This is a genomic window from Sphingomonas sp. P4_G2, assembly GCF_056401155.1.
In genome coordinates this window covers 158,828-175,014 of record NZ_JBFUJY010000004.1, presented here as the reverse complement: position 1 = coordinate 175,014, position 16,187 = coordinate 158,828, and the positions used below count along the sequence as shown (strand labels likewise).

At 64.5% G+C, this 16,187-nt stretch carries 12 protein-coding genes; 10 read left to right on the top strand and 2 right to left on the bottom strand.

The window, feature by feature from the left end:
• Positions 1 to 29: 29 nt before the first annotated feature.
• Entirely contained in the window at positions 30 to 1,427 is a 1,398-nt protein-coding gene (locus AC1DRD_RS12935) for a class I SAM-dependent methyltransferase (protein ID WP_478041680.1), read from the bottom strand.
• Positions 1,428 to 1,742: 315 nt separating this feature from the next.
• Here AC1DRD_RS12935 and AC1DRD_RS12930 point away from each other — a divergent pair, with 315 nt between their 5' ends.
• On the top strand, positions 1,743 to 2,900 hold the full coding sequence (locus AC1DRD_RS12930) for an aspartyl protease family protein (protein WP_478041679.1): 1,158 nt from the start codon (positions 1,743 to 1,745) through the stop codon (positions 2,898 to 2,900).
• Between the two features lie 237 nt (positions 2,901 to 3,137).
• Positions 3,138 to 4,385, top strand: a complete 1,248-nt coding sequence (locus AC1DRD_RS12925) for an MFS transporter (RefSeq protein WP_478041678.1) — start codon at positions 3,138 to 3,140, stop codon at positions 4,383 to 4,385.
• On the opposite strand, the gene AC1DRD_RS12920 is transcribed toward AC1DRD_RS12925, so the two are convergent.
• Positions 4,386 to 4,676, bottom strand: a complete 291-nt coding sequence (locus tag AC1DRD_RS12920) for a hypothetical protein (RefSeq protein ID WP_478029174.1) — start codon at positions 4,674 to 4,676, stop codon at positions 4,386 to 4,388.
• Between the two features lie 131 nt (positions 4,677 to 4,807).
• Here AC1DRD_RS12920 and AC1DRD_RS12915 point away from each other — a divergent pair, with 131 nt between their 5' ends.
• From AC1DRD_RS12915 to AC1DRD_RS12880, 8 genes are all read left to right on the top strand, one after another.
• Complete coding sequence (locus AC1DRD_RS12915) at positions 4,808 to 6,463, top strand: inorganic phosphate transporter (protein WP_478041677.1); 1,656 nt, start codon at positions 4,808 to 4,810, stop codon at positions 6,461 to 6,463.
• A 93-nt stretch (positions 6,464 to 6,556) separates the two neighbouring features.
• On the top strand, positions 6,557 to 7,189 hold the full coding sequence (locus AC1DRD_RS12910) for a CerR family C-terminal domain-containing protein (RefSeq protein ID WP_478029172.1): 633 nt from the start codon (positions 6,557 to 6,559) through the stop codon (positions 7,187 to 7,189).
• Positions 7,186 to 8,310 carry an HlyD family secretion protein gene (locus AC1DRD_RS12905; RefSeq protein WP_478029171.1) on the top strand — a complete coding sequence of 375 codons (1,125 nt, stop codon included), beginning with the start codon at positions 7,186 to 7,188 and terminating at the stop codon, positions 8,308 to 8,310. Before AC1DRD_RS12910 ends, AC1DRD_RS12905 begins: the two co-directional genes overlap by 4 nt.
• 1 nt (position 8,311) lies before the next feature.
• Positions 8,312 to 9,937, top strand: coding sequence for a DHA2 family efflux MFS transporter permease subunit (locus AC1DRD_RS12900; RefSeq protein WP_478041676.1), 1,626 nt, complete (start codon positions 8,312 to 8,314; stop codon positions 9,935 to 9,937).
• Positions 9,938 to 9,939: 2 nt separating this feature from the next.
• Positions 9,940 to 11,409, top strand: coding sequence for an efflux transporter outer membrane subunit (locus AC1DRD_RS12895; RefSeq protein ID WP_478029169.1), 1,470 nt, complete (start codon positions 9,940 to 9,942; stop codon positions 11,407 to 11,409).
• 597 nt (positions 11,410 to 12,006) lie between these two features.
• Positions 12,007 to 13,212 (top strand): EAL domain-containing protein, encoded by a 1,206-nt coding sequence (locus tag AC1DRD_RS12890; protein WP_478029168.1) that lies wholly within the window; start codon positions 12,007 to 12,009, stop codon positions 13,210 to 13,212.
• Between the two features lie 47 nt (positions 13,213 to 13,259).
• Positions 13,260 to 15,689 carry an ATP-binding protein gene (locus AC1DRD_RS12885; protein ID WP_478041675.1) on the top strand — a complete coding sequence of 810 codons (2,430 nt, stop codon included), beginning with the start codon at positions 13,260 to 13,262 and terminating at the stop codon, positions 15,687 to 15,689.
• Positions 15,690 to 15,755: 66 nt separating this feature from the next.
• Positions 15,756 to 16,142, top strand: a complete 387-nt coding sequence (locus AC1DRD_RS12880; RefSeq protein WP_478029166.1) for a response regulator — start codon at positions 15,756 to 15,758, stop codon at positions 16,140 to 16,142.
• Positions 16,143 to 16,187 lie beyond the last annotated feature (45 nt).

The following is a 16,187-nucleotide window of genomic DNA, read 5'->3' as shown; positions in this document are numbered from 1 at the left end:
TTAGGGAACGGCGCCCGGCGGGGCAACCGTCAGGACGCGCGGGCGAGCGTCATCTTGTACATAGCCGCGAAGGTCGACGGATTGCGCATTTCATAAGCATGCCAGGCAGCGAGATCGCGGTGCAGCGGGTCGTGCGGCGCCATTTTGCGATACCGCGTAGCGTCCTCCGGCGCCGGCAGCCCGAAGCGCAGCAATTTCAGCCTCAGCGCATCGATCGCCCGCTCGATCCTCGGCACGTCGAAGCAATCCTCATGAACGTGGAACAGCAAATCGTGGACGCCCGCTGTGCTGAAGAAATCGCGCGAGTTGGTGACGCCGGGCACCGGCGCGGCGATCAGCCGGCGCCGTGCCTCGCGGATCAGGTCGTCGCTGACCGGCTCGCGCATCAGCGCGCCGAGCCGCATCCGCGCGGCGGCGACCGACAACCGCGCGATCCGGCTGTACAGCGCGACCTGCATCGCGCCGCTGGGCGCCAATACGCCGACCAGCGCCGCCCAGCCGGCTTCAGGATCGGGCAGATGATGAAGCACGCCGGAGCAGACGATATAGTCGAACCGCTGGCCAAGCTCGGCGACGGCATGGAGATCGTGGCGCAGCAACCGCAAATTGGCTTGCCCGGCGCAACGCGCCCGCGCGACGGCCAGCGAGGTCTCACTGAGCTCGATCGCCGTCACCGCCGCATCGGGCGCCAGGCGAGCGAGACTCATCGCTTCGCGTCCCGTGCCGCACCCGGCGACCAGGATATTGGGCCGCTCGGGCAGGATCGGTGCGTCCGGGCCGCACGTGCGCAACGTGTCGGCAAGCGATCGTAGCGTGACGGCGTTCGGTCGTTGCCACACCGGATAGGGCCAGCGACCATATTGCGCCGCCACCGCGCGCGTCACTGGCGCGGCGAAGTCCGCGCCGATGGCGGCCGGTGGTTCGGGCAAATAGGCGGAGCGGAAATCGGGCGCCGTGGAGAGCGCCGCTCGCTCTTCGGCATCGAACGGCCAGGCACCACCATTGATCGTCGCTTGCCGGAGCAACGCCGCCGTGAGGCGAGGAAAAGCGGCAGTCTTGCGGTCGAGCAGCAGCCAGCGGCGCACCGCGCTCAACACGCGCTCGGCGGCGGCATCGGCGACCTGGGTTTCCTCGACCAGCGCGATCGCGAGATCGTCGCGGTCGAGCCAGCGCGCAGCGGCCTGCGGATCGCCGGGGTCGGGCAGGGCGGAGCCTAGCGCAATCCAGCCTGAACGTTCGAACTGGGCGGGATCGATCCCCGGATCGCGGATCATCGCTGCAATTGCCGTCAGGTGCGACGCATCGGCCAGATCGGGCCGGCGCGACAGCTGCGCCGCCAGTCGGGTACGCGCGGCCGCATCATCGGGGGACGCTCGCCAGGCGCTGGCCGCGGCGGCGAGGCGCTTGACGGAGGGTGTATCGGTCATCGCCGCGACCATGGCGTGGCGGCCGCGGAGCGGCAAGCCGGCGGAGCGGCGCTATGACCTGGCCGCGATATCGCCGCCGAAAAATCGGGGCGGTTCGGGGAAGAACCGCCCCGCAGTTCGGGAAGAGCCGGCACATGGGGATGGACCGGCGCTCGCGGCACGCAAGGGGCCTACCGCGAGCGGCGCTCTGAGCGCCATTTGTCGCACGCGCGTGTCACGGCTGTATCAAAATGTCGCAAGCGACTGATTTTTCGGCAAACGGTTTTCCTCCACTACCGTGCCCGATAGGATGCGGCGAGAAGCGGGGAATCAGGCATGGTCGAGTTTGACAGGCGGACTGCGATCGCGACGGTGGCCGGCGGAATCATGGTCGGATCGCTGCCCGCATTCGCAGCGCAAGGGCGGGTGTTCAAGGCGAGCATCTCGCTCGAGGGTAACCGCGTGCTGATCGCCGTGGGGATGAACGGGCAGGGGCCGTTCATCTTCATGATCGATACCGGCACGTATGTGAGCATTGTCCGCCCCGATCTTGCCAAGAAACTCAACTTGCCGGTTCAGGGCTATGAAGCCTCGCGCGGGATCGGCGGTAAGGGCGACCGGTACGCAATCTATCTCGCGCGCGATTTCATTATCGGCGGCGGGATTCGCCAATCGTCGGTGGTGCTCGAGGATTCGTTCAGGTTCGGCTATCAGCAGGACATATACGGGGCGCTGGCCGCGGGGATCTTGACTGCGAGCGACACCGATCTCGATTTCGATGCGGGCGAGTTGCGCATCTATCCCGATGGCCGCGGCGACCGGGCCGGCTATGTCGCGGTCGACTCGGAAATTCCCCGCGCGAACCAGCCCGACCGAGGTTCGCGCAAGATAGTCGCGACGATCCTCGTTAACGGCCGTCCGCTGCGTTGCGCGCTCGACACCGGGTCTCCCAACACGCTGTCGCTCTACCAAGCGGCGGCGCGACGCCTCGGGTTGTGGGACAATCGCCCGTTCGCTCCCAGCCGCCCCAACGGCATCGGCGGGGCCGGGCCGATCGCGCGGACGGTGCGGGTCGACGAGATGACGCTCGGCGACGTGCGGCTCGATCGCCCGCTGATTTCGTTGCTCGGCAACGATCTTGACAGCGATCTGGACGGCATTGTCGGCTTGTCGTTCATCCGGCTGTTCAACACGTCGATCGATTCCCGCGGTCGCAGATTGTGGATCAAGCCCAGCCGCCAGGTTTCGCCGCCCGACCGCTATGGCCCGTCGGGTCTCTGGCTCGATCGCGCCGGTTCGCGGATCCTTGTCGCGTCGGTGGGCAATGGCAGTCCCGCGGCCAAAGCAGGCATCCAGCCGGGCGACCGCGTCGTCGGAGAATGGAGCGATGTACTGAGGACGATCAGTTCATCGGTCGGCAGTCGCGTTGTGCTGAAGATAGAGCGAGGCGGGCAATCGCTGGATGTTGCGTTCACGCTCAGCGATTTTCTGTGAGCGGCCGGCAGCCGCGCATGAGGAGCGTGGCGAAGCTTCCCTAGGCAAAAAAGGGGGCGGTTCGCAGGTGGAACCGCCCCGTAGTTCAGGGAGGACCGGCCGACAGGGGAGGCGACCGGTACAAACCGCGGCAAGCAAGGGGAAGAACTCTCCGCGGCAACGCATAGGTAGGCGCACTTTGTCGCAGCGCAATGTCGCAATTGTTGCAAATTGTCTCAGGCTGCGTGCAGTGGGCGCATGCACCCGATCATTGCCAATCGCCGTATCCTGCTCGCCGCGCTCGTCGGCACCTCGGTCGAGTTTTACGATTTCTATATCTACGCGACCGCCGCCGCCCTGGTGCTCGGGCCGCTGTTTTTTCCGTCGACCTCCGACACCGCGCAATTGCTGTCGGCTTATGCCAGTTTCGGGCTCGCCTTCGTCGCGCGCCCGGTAGGGGCCGCTGTGTTCGGCCATTTCGGCGATCGCATCGGCCGCAAGTCGACGCTGGTCGCCAGCCTGATGCTGATGGGCGCGTCGACATTGCTGATCGCGTTCCTGCCGACCTATCAGCAGATCGGCTGGTGGGCGCCGTTATTGCTGTGCGTGCTGCGGTTCGGCCAGGGGTTCGGGCTGGGCGGCGAGTGGGGCGGAGCGGCCTTGCTCGCGGTCGAGAATGCGCCGGAGGGATGGCGTGGCAGGTTCGGCACCGCGCCGCAAATGGGCGCGCCGATCGGGTTCATCGCGGCGAACGGCCTGTTCCTGATCCTCGGCGTGACGTTGACGCCCGAGCAGTTTCGCGACTGGGGATGGCGGCTGCCGTTCTTGGCGAGCGCGATCCTGGTCGGGCTCGGGCTGTGGGTGCGGCTCAAGGTGAGCGAGACGCCGGCGTTCAAGCGCGTCCTCGCGGAAGGGCCGCCGCCGAGCGTTCCGCTGGGCGAAATGGCGCGCGAGCATCTCGGCGCAGTCGCGCGCGGGACGCTGGCGGTGGTGGCGTGTTTCGCGATCTTCTACATCGCGACCGCGTTCGCATTGGGCTACGGCACGACCAAGCTCGGCCACCCCAAACAGGCGTTTCTCGGCGTCCAGCTCGTCGCGATCCTGTTCATGGCCGCGGGCATCGCGATCGCCGGCTGGTGGAGCGACCGGTCGAGCCCGCGCGCAGTGTTGATGTGGGGATGCGCCGGGACGGTCGTCGCGGGCATCTTGCTCGCGCCGCTGATGGCGGGGCCGCTGCTACTGGCAGGTGTGTTTCTCGCCTTGGCGCTGTTCGTGATGGGGTTCGTCTATGGGCCCGTCGGCGCATGGCTGCCCGATCAATTCCCGGCGCGCGTGCGCTATACCGGGGCGTCGATCGCGTTCAATGTCGGCGGCGTGATTGGAGGCGCGCTGACCCCATTTGCGGCGCAGGCATTGTCGGCGCGCGGGCTCGGTTGGGTCGGTCTGTATCTGGCGGCGGCGGGAGTGCTGAGCTGGATCGGGCTGGCCGCGTCGCGCCGCCGCTGATCACAACAAGACGGGGCGGCGGACCGGAGACTCTTGCGTCGGCGTCGCTGCGGGAGTGCCGCCGGCATTGGGATCGTCATATTGGACCGGCGCCATCGATTCGGGCGTAGGGCTCGAAGGCGAAGGCGCTGAAGGCGCCGCGCTGGCGTTGACATTGGCATCCGGGGAGGCCTCTATCGCGGGGGCCGGCTGAGCGCCCTTGCCGCTAACGCCGAACGCGAACAATCCGATCATCGCGCCCGACATTATCGCAAGCGCCAGCGTGATCACGAATGACCTATTCTCCTTCATGCGCGTCCCTTGGCGAATCGATGTCGATCGGAGGCGGCTTAGCCGCGCGACTATGAAGAAATCGGCAATGCCGCCCCGCGTTGGGACAGGGCTGTAACAAGCCTGTCACACGATCCGTGCAGGGCGGCGGCATGGCTACCGATTTGACGGCTGATTCAGGCCAAGTGCTTCTCGCGGCCGAGTCCGGCCAGGATGTGCGAGGCCCACGACTCGATCAGCCGAACCATCCGATCGCGAAATTCGTGTTCGTCGCGCTGATCATCGGCGCGCTGGGCTATGCCGGCTATTCGATCCTGGTCGACACTAACCATGTCGGCGAACAGATGGCGACGCACGTCTTTGCGTTCCTGATCGTTGCCTTGGTGATCGCGCTAGGCTTCGAATTCGTGAATGGCTTTCACGACACCGCCAATGCGGTGGCGACGGTCATCTATACCAATTCGATGCCGGCGCCACTCGCGGTGATGTGGTCGGGGGCGTTCAACTTCCTCGGCGTGCTGCTGTCTTCGGGCGCGGTTGCCTATACGATCGTTACATTGTTGCCGGTCGACCTGGTCCTGCATGTCGGATCCAATGCCGGCTATGCGATGATCTTCGCCTTGTTGCTGGCGGCGGTGCTGTGGAACCTGGCGACCTGGTATGTCGGGCTGCCCAATTCGTCGAGCCACACGCTGATCGGGTCGGTGCTCGGCGTCGGTCTCGCCAATCAGTTGATCTCCTCGGGCTCGAAGGGCGGCACCGCGGGGGTGGATTGGAGCCAGGCCTATGGCGTGCTGTCCGGCCTGTTCTGGAGCCCGTTGATCGGATTCGCCTGCGCGTTCCTTCTGCTCTCGCTGATGAAAAAGGTGATCCGTACGCCCAGCCTCTACGAGGCGCCCCAGGGTGACGCGCCGCCGCCGGGGCCGATCCGCGCGTTGCTGATCTTTACCTGTACGCTCGTCAGCTTCTTCCACGGCTCGAATGACGGGCAAAAGGGCATGGGCCTGATCATGCTCATCCTGATCGGCTGCGCGCCGACCGCTTATGCGCTCAATCGGACGATGCCGGCCAGCGCCAGCGCGGCGTTCATTGAGACTGCGAAGAGCGGGGTGGCGCCGTTCGCGGCACGCGCCGGTGCCGCGGATCCGAATGCCGACAATGCCCGCGCGACCTTGGTCGCCGCGCTGCAACAACGCAAGGCAGACGATGCTCGCGTCTATGGCGCAATCACCACGCTGTCGGGCGACATCAGCCAGCGCATCCAGGGCTATGGCACGATTTCCAACGTTCCCGCGGCGGCGACCGGAAACCTGCGCAACGACATGTACCTCGTGCTCGACACGTCGAAGCTGATCACCAAGGCGAAGGACGCCGGCTCGCGGTTCCGCCCAGACGAACTCAAGGCGATCGACGGTTATCAGAAGAACCTCGAACAGGGCACGCGCTATATCCCGATCTGGGTGAAGCTGGCGGTGGCGATCGCGCTCGGACTTGGCACGATGGTCGGCTGGCGGCGCATCGTGAAGACGGTGGGCGAGCGGATCGGCAAGACGCATCTGACCTATGGCATGGGCGCGGCGGCGGAACTGGTCGCCGGCGTTACAATCGCGTTCGCGGACAGAATGGCGGTGCCGGTGTCGACCACGCACATCCTGACGTCGGGCGTCGCCGGAGCCAGCCTCGCCAATCGCGCCGGGCTGCAATTCCGCACGATACGGAACATGGTGCTTGCTTGGGTGTTGACGCTGCCGGCGGCAATGATCCTGTCGGGCGGCCTATATTGGATCCTGTTGCAATTCGTCAGCTGACGACCATCTGATCGCGGGGAGGGGAGAGCGGATTTTGCTCTCTCCTTTCATTTAAAGGTTGCTTGTTCGTTCGAACGAACTAATGGGCGGCACATGGTCCAGCAGCGACTCCTCGATATCGCGGTCGATGCCTTCGGAAGGCATGGGCTGGAAGGGGCCAGCACGCGCGAAATCGCCGCGGCCGCCGGGACGGCGATGTCTTCGATCACCTATCATTACGGTGGCAAGGAGGGGCTTTATCTGGCCGCAGCCGATTATATCGCGCAGCAAATGGGTGAGACGATGTCGCCCGCGTTCGCGATAGAAGTGGCCGACGGAGATCAGGTCGCGGCGCGCGAGGCCATTCACCGTGTGCTGGGCGCGTTGCTCGACAAGATGCTCGACCAGCAGGTCCGGAACTGGAGCCTGTTCATCGTGCGGGAGCAGATGCACCCAACCGCCGCCTTTGCCCGGCTGTTCGACGGACCGATGGGCCAGATGCTGCGGAGGCTGGTGCGGTTCGTCTGCACCGCGGCCGGGATCGACGACAGCGAGGCGGCACGAATCGCGACGATGACGTTGTTCGGCCAGGTGTTGGTCGTGCGATCGGCACGCGCCTCAGTGCTGCGTGTGCTCGACGTCGAGGTGATTGATGCAGCGCTCGCCGAACGAATCCGCGCGCGAATCCGGATCAACACCAACGCCATTCTCGATGCCCTGACGGCGGAAGCAAAGGAAAGCCGATGAGCGACGATACCAAGCCCGAGCCCGCAGCCGATCAGCCCGACGCCGGCGCGCACGACGATGGCAAGAACGCTAAGGACACGACCCCGATCTATCGCCGGCCGTTCTTCTGGGTATTGATCCTGGTGGCAGGGGTCGCGGTCATTGGCGGCACGCTCTATTATCTGCACTCGCGTCAGTTCGAAGCGACCGATGACGCGTTCGTCGACGCGCACATCGTCCGCATCGCACCCGAAGTGGCCGGAACGCTGATCGATGTCGCCGATTTAGACAATCGCCACGTCAATGCCGGCCAGTTGCTGGCGGTGATCAAGCCCACGGGTCCCGAAGCGCAGCTCGACGAAGCCCGCGCCGGGGTCGATCAGGCCCTCGCGCAGCTGCAACAGGCGCAGGCGCAGGTCAGCAGCGCGATCGCCACGCGCAACCAGTCGGCGGCGGAAGCGCAAGCCCCAATGGCCGCCGCGGTCAAGGCGGCACAGGATCTCGCCCGCTATCAGAATCTGGCGAGGATCGATCGCTCGGCGGTCGCCTCGACCCAGCTCGACCAGGCGCGCGCCAACGCCAATTCGACCCGGGCGCAGGCCGATGCTGCCCAGCGCCAGATCGCGAGCTCGGACGCGCAGATCGCCGTCGCGCGCAGGCAGGTCGATGCCGCCGGCGCGGTCATCGCCGCCAAGCGTGCGCAGGTCGCGCAGGCCAATGTCACCTTGGGCAATCTCCGCCTCGTCGCGCCGGTCTCGGGCCAGGTGGTCAATCGCCAGGTCAACAAGGGCTCGTACGTCGCGCCGGGCAGCCAGTTGCTGGCGATCGTGCCCGATACGATGTGGGTCACCGCGAACTTCAAGGAAACCCAGCTCAAGAACATGCGGATCGGGCAGCCGGTGACGATCAAGGTCGACGCCTATCCTGATGTCGAGTTCAAGGGGCGGGTCGATTCGATCCAGCGCGGCGCCGGTCAGGCCTTCGCCATCCTGCCGCCGCAGAACGCGACCGGCAATTACGTCAAAGTGGTCCAGCGCGTGCCGGTGCGGATCAACTTCATCACCGGCAACGGCAATCCAGATCCGCGCAATTACCCGATCGGCCCCGGCATGTCGGTGACCCCGTCGGTCAAGGTCCGCTGAGATGGCGAGTGCCGCGGCTCCGGCCGGCGCGGCGAAACCCGCGCCGAGCGAGGATGGCTGGGATGACGGCAGGTCGGCGGCGGGGCGGTTCAATCCCTGGCTGATCGTCGCGATCATCTCACTGCCGACCTTCATGGAGGTGCTCGACACCTCGATCGCCAACGTCAGCCTCGACCATATCGCCGGCGGCCTGTCGATCACCATTGATCAGGCGACCTGGGTGCTGACCAGCTATCTGGTCGCCAACGCCATCGTCATCCCGATCTCGGGCTGGCTGTCCGACGCGATCGGGCGCAAACGCTATTTCCTGATCTCGATCGCCTTGTTCACGATCTCGTCGTTCGTTTGCGGGATCGCGCCCAATCTTACGACCTTAGTCATCGCGCGCGTCTTCCAGGGGATAGGCGGCGGCGGGCTGGCGCCGGTCGAGCAATCGATGTTGGTCGACACTTTCCCGCCCAGGCAGCGCGGCATGGCGATGGCGGCCTTCGCTATCGTCGTCGTGGTCGGTCCGGTGCTTGGACCGACGCTCGGTGGTTGGATCACCGAAACGTCGAGCTGGCATTGGGTGTTCCTGATCAACGTCCCGATCGGTATTGGCGCTTGGATCCTGGCCGATTTGTTCGTCGACGAGCCCAAGCAAGTGAAGGACGATCGCGCCAAGCGGCTCGAGGGCGGGCTTCGCATCGATTATATCGGCGTGATCCTGGTCGCGCTTGGCCTCGGTTTTTTCGAACTGACGCTCGACCGCGGTGAACGCGAGGACTGGTTCGCCAGCGGGCTGATCGTCGCCACCGCGACGATATCGGCGGTATCGCTGGTCGCGCTGGTCTTCTGGGAACTCAACCACAAGGACCCAGTGGTCGACCTCAAATTGTTCAAGAATCGAAGTTTCGCGATCACCACGCTGATCATGGGCATCACCGGCCTGATCCTGTTCGGTACGACTCAGCTGATCCCGCAGATGTTGCAGCAGGTGATGGGCTACAGCTCGTTCGACGCCGGGCTGGCGCTGACGCTCGGCGGTCTCGCGACATTGGTCGCCGTGCCGTTCGCGGGCCGAATGGTCGGCAAGGTCGACGCCCGGATTCTGCTCGGCGGGGCCTTGCTCGTGCAAGCGGCGGCGCTGTGGAACATGTCGCATTTCAGTGTCGATATCAGCTTCGCCGATGCCGCGATGGGGCGGCTTTATCAGGCGATGGCGCTGCCATTCCTGTTCGTGCCGATCAACGCGGTCGCCTATCAGGGGCTGCCGCGCAACAAGACCGCGCAAGCGTCGAGCCTGCTCAACGTCGCGCGCAACCTTGGCGGGTCGATCGGTATCTCGGCGGCGCAATCGATGCTCGCCGGTTCGATGCAGCGGCACCAGACAGAGCTGGTCCAGAAACTCAATCCGCTCGATCCCAATTACACCGACTGGCTGGCTAGGGCGCAGGGCGCGTTCGCCGGCTTGGGCGATCCGACCACGCTGCCCCAGGCGATCCTCTATCAACAAGTGCAGCGGCAGGCGGCGATGCTCGGGTTCCTCGACGTCTTCCGGTCGCTGATGGTGCTGATCCTGATCTTGCTGCCGGTGATCATCTTCATGAACTCGGGCAAGGGCGCGAGCGGCGGAATGGGACATTGATGATGAAGAAACCGATTTTGCTCGTCTCCATGCTGGCGCTTGCCGCCTGCACCGTCGGTCCGAACTATACCAAGCCCGATCTGGCAGCCCCTGCGACCTATGCCGGCCCGCAAGGCGCGCCGCCTCCCGGCCAGGCGATCGATCCGGGGCATTGGTGGGAGGCGTTCAACGATCCCAAACTGACCGACTTGATCGATCGCGCGCTGAAGGACAATCCGGACATGGCGTCCGCGGCCAGCCGCGTGCGTCAGGCGCGGTTGGGCGAAATCCAGGCGCGCGCGCAGTACAAGCCGGTGGTCAACGCCGACGCCAACGCGACCGACGTCAAGTTCAGCAAGAATGCCGGCTTCGCGACGCTAGCGCGGGCCTTTTCGGGAGGCGGCAATAGCGGACCGCCTTCCGGCGTCGCTTTGCCCGGCGACAGTATCAAGACCTTCGCGGTCGGTTTCGACGCGAGCTGGGAGCTTGACGTGTTCGGTGGCGGCCGTCGCGGCGTCGAGGCGGCGCTGGCGCGAACGGAGGCAGCCGAGTGGAACGGGCGCGACGCCGCGGTGACGCTCGCGGCCGAAGTCGCCGACGCCTATTTCGCGCTTCGCCTCGATCAGGAACAGATCGCCGTGATTGAGAGCGAGGTCGAACGGCAGAGCAGGGCGCTACAGATCGCCTCGAACATCGCCAAGGTCGGGCTGACGCCATCGATCGACGTCACCCGGCAGAACGGCAACATCACTGCGACACGCGCGCGATTGGAACCGCTCAAGGCCGATCTCGACGTGCGCAAGCACGCGCTCGGTGTCCTCGTCGGACAACCGCCAGAGGCTTTGATGGCGGAACTGTCCGGGCCGTTGCCTGCGCTGGTTCCCACCCCGGAAATTCCAGCCGGATTGCCCAGCGACCTGCTACGCCGCCGCCCGGACATTCGCGCCGCCGAACGCAACCTTGCCGCGTCGACCGCCGATATCGGCGTTGCCGTCGCCGATCTCTACCCGAAGTTCAGCCTGACCGGGATGGCACAGCTCATTTCCACCTCGCTGGGCAGCCTGTTTGCGGGCGATAGCCTGCAGTTGACCGGCACCGGACAGGCGACCTTTCCGCTGTTGGATTGGGGAAAGCGCAAGGCGACGGTGAACATCCGCAAGGAGCAGCGCGAGCAAGCCTATCAGGATTATCGCCTGACGGTGCTGCGGGCGCTACGCGACGTCGAGGATCCGTTGAGCCGGATCGATGCCGAGCGCCGTCGCAATGCTCTGCTGCGTCAGGCGTTGGCCGACGCCGACCGCACCGCCGCCGCCGATCTGGCGCGGTACCAGGCAGGCTTGGTCGCTCAGGATACGGTCATCAACACGCAGGTTGACGTCTTACGCGCGCGAGAAAACCTGGCGGACAGCGATGCACAGCTGCGACAGCTGTCGGTTGCCTTGTTCAAGGCGATTGGTGGCGGATGGTCGGAAGGTGCGCCGAGCGCCGGCTAACGAGCGCGTTGCGCAACAGGCAGGCCATTTTTTTCGCGCAGGGGGTTGCCACGGCGCGTAATGGTTAGCGCCCGATTCGGAAAAGTTAATAAAAGGTTAATTTAGCGCGATTTTCGGTCGCGATGGCGGCGGCGCAAGAGAGCGAACCGGCCAGATACAGAGCGACCCGCTTCCACCGTCAACTTGTTGAATCAACAAATTAATCGGTGGGAAGCGGGCCGTCTAAAATCGCTTTACCAGGGACGAATGAGTTCGCCGTGGACGAGCGCAATGAGAAACGCGAGCATTGATTTACTCCTAATGCGCCCACCCCGGGCACGAGCGAATTCTTAATAGTTTTTTAACTCAAAAGCAATCGCGATTCCGGGCAGTTACGTGTTTTCCCTGAGCTTCAGGCTTGCGAGCTTAAGAGTTCTTTCAGGCCCTTGGGGTAGCAGGGCGATGATGGCGCGCGACCACACCCCGATCAGCCCGGTCGAAGAACCGGTTGGCCAAACCGGCCTTTCGTCGACATCGCGGAGCCGTATGCGCGGCGCCGCGACGCCGTTCGCGCAGGTTTCCCCCACGAAACCCTGGGCCGTTCAGGCGCTTGCGCAAATGACCAATCAGGCATTCCTGCGCCGGCACCTTGGCGTCGCGCGGTCGAACGACATCGCCTTCGACATCGCCGACCGAATCGCGGGTGCAATGCCCGGCGTCGTGGCGACGGTGATCGGCCGCTGGACGGTCGAAGTGGAAACCTGCGTTGCCGACGCGGCCGAACTTCAGCAATTCTCGGACAGCCTCACCGCGGCGCTGGCGGACCCGTTCGACCTGGACGGCGAACGGCATCACATCGATCTCGCGATCGGTATCGCCGCCGGGCCGCCAGGGACGCTGGACGATGTCCGTCTGGCGGAGGAGGCCGAGGATGCGCTGGTCCAGTCGCGTAATGAGAGCCAGTTAGTATTGCGCGATTTGTCGCTGGTCGATCCGATGGTCGACAAAATCACGCTGAAGCGCGAGCTGAAGGGCGCGATCGATCGCGGCGAGCTGTTCCTGCAATATCAACCCAAGGTGCATGTCCGCCGCCAGGAGATTGCGAGCGCGGAGGCGTTGGTGCGCTGGCGTCACCCCACGCGCGGATTGATCCTGCCGAGCGACTTCATCCCTCTGGCCGAAACGTCGCGCGACATCGACCGGCTGACGCTGTGGACGATCGAACAGGTCATCACCGACCAGCATTATCTCCGGGCCGATGGGCAGGAGATCACGATTTTCGTCAACATCTCCGGCCAATTGCTGAGCAATGCCTCGTTCGTGAAACGCGCGTGCGAGATGGTCAGCAAGGGGGGCGTCCCGCTCGGCTTCGAGATCACCGAGACCTCGGTGATTCGCGACCCGGTCAGCGCGATCGCCAATTTGAATATCTTTGCCGACCACGGCATTGCGATCGCGATCGACGATTACGGCGCCGGCCTGTCGAGCCTCGCCTATCTCAAGCAGCTTCCGGCGCGAGAGCTCAAGATCGATAAAATGTTTGTCCTCCAGCTGACCAGCAGCAACCGCGACCCGCTGATCGTTCGGTCGACCATCGACCTCGCGCACGCGCTGGAGATGGAGGTGACTGCTGAGGGGGTCGAGACGCCGGCAGCGTTGGCGCTGCTCAGCGTGATGGGATGCGACATCATCCAGGGCTATCTGATCAGCCGTCCCATCGAGATCGAGGCGTTCCGCCAGTTCCTGCGGGACCATAAGGATGCCGCCTTGGTCGATTCGGCGCGCGCCAGTTTCCGCGCGACCGCGTTCCGCCGCCTGGCGTGACGCGCTTAAAGCCGTTTTAACGCTGCGGAGGTCATTACTGCCGCGTCATGACTCGTCGGTTTGCCGCACTTTTGTTGGTCATCGTCGCCTTTCTGGCGATGCCCGTCTCCGCGTTCGCGCAAGGAGATCCGGCCGCACAATTCGACAGCGCTATCGGCGACGCCAAGGCGACGATGCTCACCGATCCGGCGAAGACCATCGCCAAAGCCAAGCAAGCGCGGGCGATAGCCGAACGGCTCACCGGGCAGGATCGTGTGATCGATATCGCCACCGCGCAATGGCTGGAAGGTGAGGCGCACCTTCGCCTGAATGATATCGTGACGGCGGGGCCGCTGCTCGACGCCGCGTTCGCCGCGCTCAAGGACGCGAAGGCCAGCAAGCTCAAGGGCGACGTGTTGCGGTCGCGCGCAGGCTATCACGCTGCGTCGGCTAGCGTGGCCACGGCGTTGGCTGACTATCAATCAGCGTTCCTGATCTATCGCACGATTGACGACACGCGCAGCCAATCGATCGCACTGCTGAGCATCGCCGCGCTCTATCAGGAGGCGAACGACTATAATACGGCGCTCAAATATTACGGGCAGGCGCTCGATATCTATCAGGGCGATCCGCAACTGCTGGTATCGATCTACAACAATCGCGCCGACGCGTTGATGGAATTGGCGCGCTATCCCGATGCCGAACGCGATTTCCGCGCCGCCTACAAGCTTGCCGAGACGATGGACAGCCCGGTGCTCGAAGCACAGATCCTCCGCAACGCGGCGCGCAACGAATTGCTCGCCGGCGACCTGGATGCCGCCGATCGCACGATCGCCCAGGGATTTCAGTTGTTGCGCAAGGGCGATAGCGACGGGTCCGCCGCACAATTCTGGGCGGTGGCGGCGCAAGCAGCGCTGCAACGCGGCAAAGTCGATCAGGCGCGAACGATGATCGAGCGTGCCTTTGCCGGGGTTGATATCGGCAACCCGACCATGGTCTGGTGGCGCGCGCATAAAACCGCGTTTGCGATCTACGAGCGCTTGGGCGATTCGCAGCACGCGCTGATCCACCTGGTGGCGTTGAAGAAGCTCGACGACGATAATGCCAAGCTGGTGTCGTCGCACTCAACGGCGCTGATGGCGGCGCGATTCGATTCGGCCAATCAAAGCCTCAAGATCGCCAAGCTGCAGCGTGACGAAGCCAACCGGCGCGCGGAATACGAAAAGGCGCGGGCCAATACACAATTCTGGATTTTCATCGGATCGGGCGTGACCGCGGTGGTGATCGTTGGGATGCTCGGCTTTGGCCTCGTCACGATCCGTCGCAGTCGGAACGAGGTTCGCGCGGCGAACATCGATCTCGAAGCGAGCAATGCGGCCTTGGGCAAGGCGCTGGCCGCCAAGACCGAATTCCTGGCCACCACCAGTCATGAGATTCGCACCCCGCTCAATGGCATTTTGGGGATGACTCAGGTGATGCTGGCCGACCGACGGCTCGATCCCGCGATGCGCGACCGGATCGGCGTGGTGCACGGTGCCGGAGTGTCGATGCGCGCACTGGTCGACGACATTCTCGACGTCGCCAAGATGGAGACGGGCAATCTGACGATCGAACGCGCACCCGTCGATCTGGCGGCGATGCTGCGCGACGTGTCTCGCATGTGGCAGGATCAGGCCGCCGCGAAGGGTGTCGAATTCGAACTCGACGTCAGCGAGGCACCACCACTGATCGAAAGCGATCCGGCGCGTTTGCGACAAATTGTATTCAACCTACTTTCCAATGCACTGAAATTCACCCAGAATGGACATATTCACGTCCGGTCGGGGGTGATTCAGGGGGCCGACGACGAACTCGTGACCATCGAAATCCACGATACTGGGATTGGCATCCCGCCGGACAAGCTCGAACTCATCTTCGAGTCGTTCCGTCAGGCTGACGCCGGCACCACGCGTCAGTTCGGCGGCACCGGTCTGGGCTTGGCGATCTGCCGCAACATCGCACGGGCGATGGGCGGCGACGTCACGGTGGCGAGTGTTCCGGGTGAGGGATCGACCTTTACCCTGGCCGTCCCGCTGGTTCGCGTCGAGGAGGATCAAGCCGCGGCGGTCGAGCACGAGCATGGCAAGGCACTGCTCATCGTCGACAAGAACCCAATCAGCCGCGCGATGCTGAAGACCTTGTTCGCGCCGCGTTTCCCGACGCTGATCGCGGCCGGCTCGATCGACGAAGCGGCGGAGATGATCGCAGCGGGCGGCGTCCAGCGGATCGTCACCGATGAAGCGACGATTGCCATGGACGGGGACGTGGACGCCGCGATCGGGCGCCTCGCCGGCGCGCCGGTGTCGTTGCTATGGACAAACCCGGATGCGGCTGACCGCACCCGGTTAACCGCGGCGGGCGTAGATCAACTGATTGCCAAGCCGATTGCCGGGGCGACACTGGTCCAGACGATCGTTTCGGTAGCGCAAAATGAAGATGTTGATAGTCGGGCTGCATAGGCGGATAGGGGGACCAACCATGCTATCTGATATGCTTTGCCCGACGGTCCGGATGGGGTCGCTGCGATGAATGTGCTTTTCATCGAGGACGATCCGATGAATCGGCGGGTCGTCGCCGACATGCTCGACGTGGCCGGGGCGGCAATGACCGAGGCGGAAAGCGCCGAGATCGGTCTCAAACTGATCGAAGAGCGCGATTTCGACATGGCGTTGGTCGACCTGCGCATGCCGGGGATGGACGGCATCACCGCGATTCGGCGCATTCGCGCACGTCCCGATGCCAAGGCCAAGCTGCCGATCATCGTGGTCACCGCCGATACCGCGATCGACCTTCGCGAACGCTGCATCGCAGCGGGCGCCAACGAGGTATTGTTCAAGCCGGTGGCGATGGACGCTCTGTTCGAGGCGATGGGGCGCATTCTCGCCGGTGGCGAAGGCGACGTGATCCTTTAGCCATTTCAGCTGGCCCATAGCCGTGGCAAGAGCGCTGCCATGATC

Bases quoted from the DNA above. Each gene is read 5' to 3' on its own strand.
- AC1DRD_RS12915 (WP_478041677.1), top strand. From the start codon at position 4,808: ATGGCTACCGATTTGACGGCTGATTCAGGCCAAGTGCTTCTCGCGGCC.
- AC1DRD_RS12925 (WP_478041678.1), top strand. From the start codon at position 3,138: ATGCACCCGATCATTGCCAATCGCCGTATCCTGCTCGCCGCGCTCGTC.
- AC1DRD_RS12905 (WP_478029171.1), top strand. From the start codon at position 7,186: ATGAGCGACGATACCAAGCCCGAGCCCGCAGCCGATCAGCCCGACGCC.
- AC1DRD_RS12900 (WP_478041676.1), top strand. From the start codon at position 8,312: ATGGCGAGTGCCGCGGCTCCGGCCGGCGCGGCGAAACCCGCGCCGAGC.
- AC1DRD_RS12885 (WP_478041675.1), top strand. From the start codon at position 13,260: ATGACTCGTCGGTTTGCCGCACTTTTGTTGGTCATCGTCGCCTTTCTG.
- AC1DRD_RS12910 (WP_478029172.1), top strand. From the start codon at position 6,557: ATGGTCCAGCAGCGACTCCTCGATATCGCGGTCGATGCCTTCGGAAGG.
- AC1DRD_RS12920 (WP_478029174.1), bottom strand. From the start codon at position 4,676: ATGAAGGAGAATAGGTCATTCGTGATCACGCTGGCGCTTGCGATAATG.
- AC1DRD_RS12880 (WP_478029166.1), top strand. From the start codon at position 15,756: ATGAATGTGCTTTTCATCGAGGACGATCCGATGAATCGGCGGGTCGTC.
- AC1DRD_RS12895 (WP_478029169.1), top strand. From the start codon at position 9,940: ATGAAGAAACCGATTTTGCTCGTCTCCATGCTGGCGCTTGCCGCCTGC.
- AC1DRD_RS12930 (WP_478041679.1), top strand. From the start codon at position 1,743: ATGGTCGAGTTTGACAGGCGGACTGCGATCGCGACGGTGGCCGGCGGA.
- AC1DRD_RS12935 (WP_478041680.1), bottom strand. From the start codon at position 1,427: ATGACCGATACACCCTCCGTCAAGCGCCTCGCCGCCGCGGCCAGCGCC.
- AC1DRD_RS12890 (WP_478029168.1), top strand. From the start codon at position 12,007: ATGACCAATCAGGCATTCCTGCGCCGGCACCTTGGCGTCGCGCGGTCG.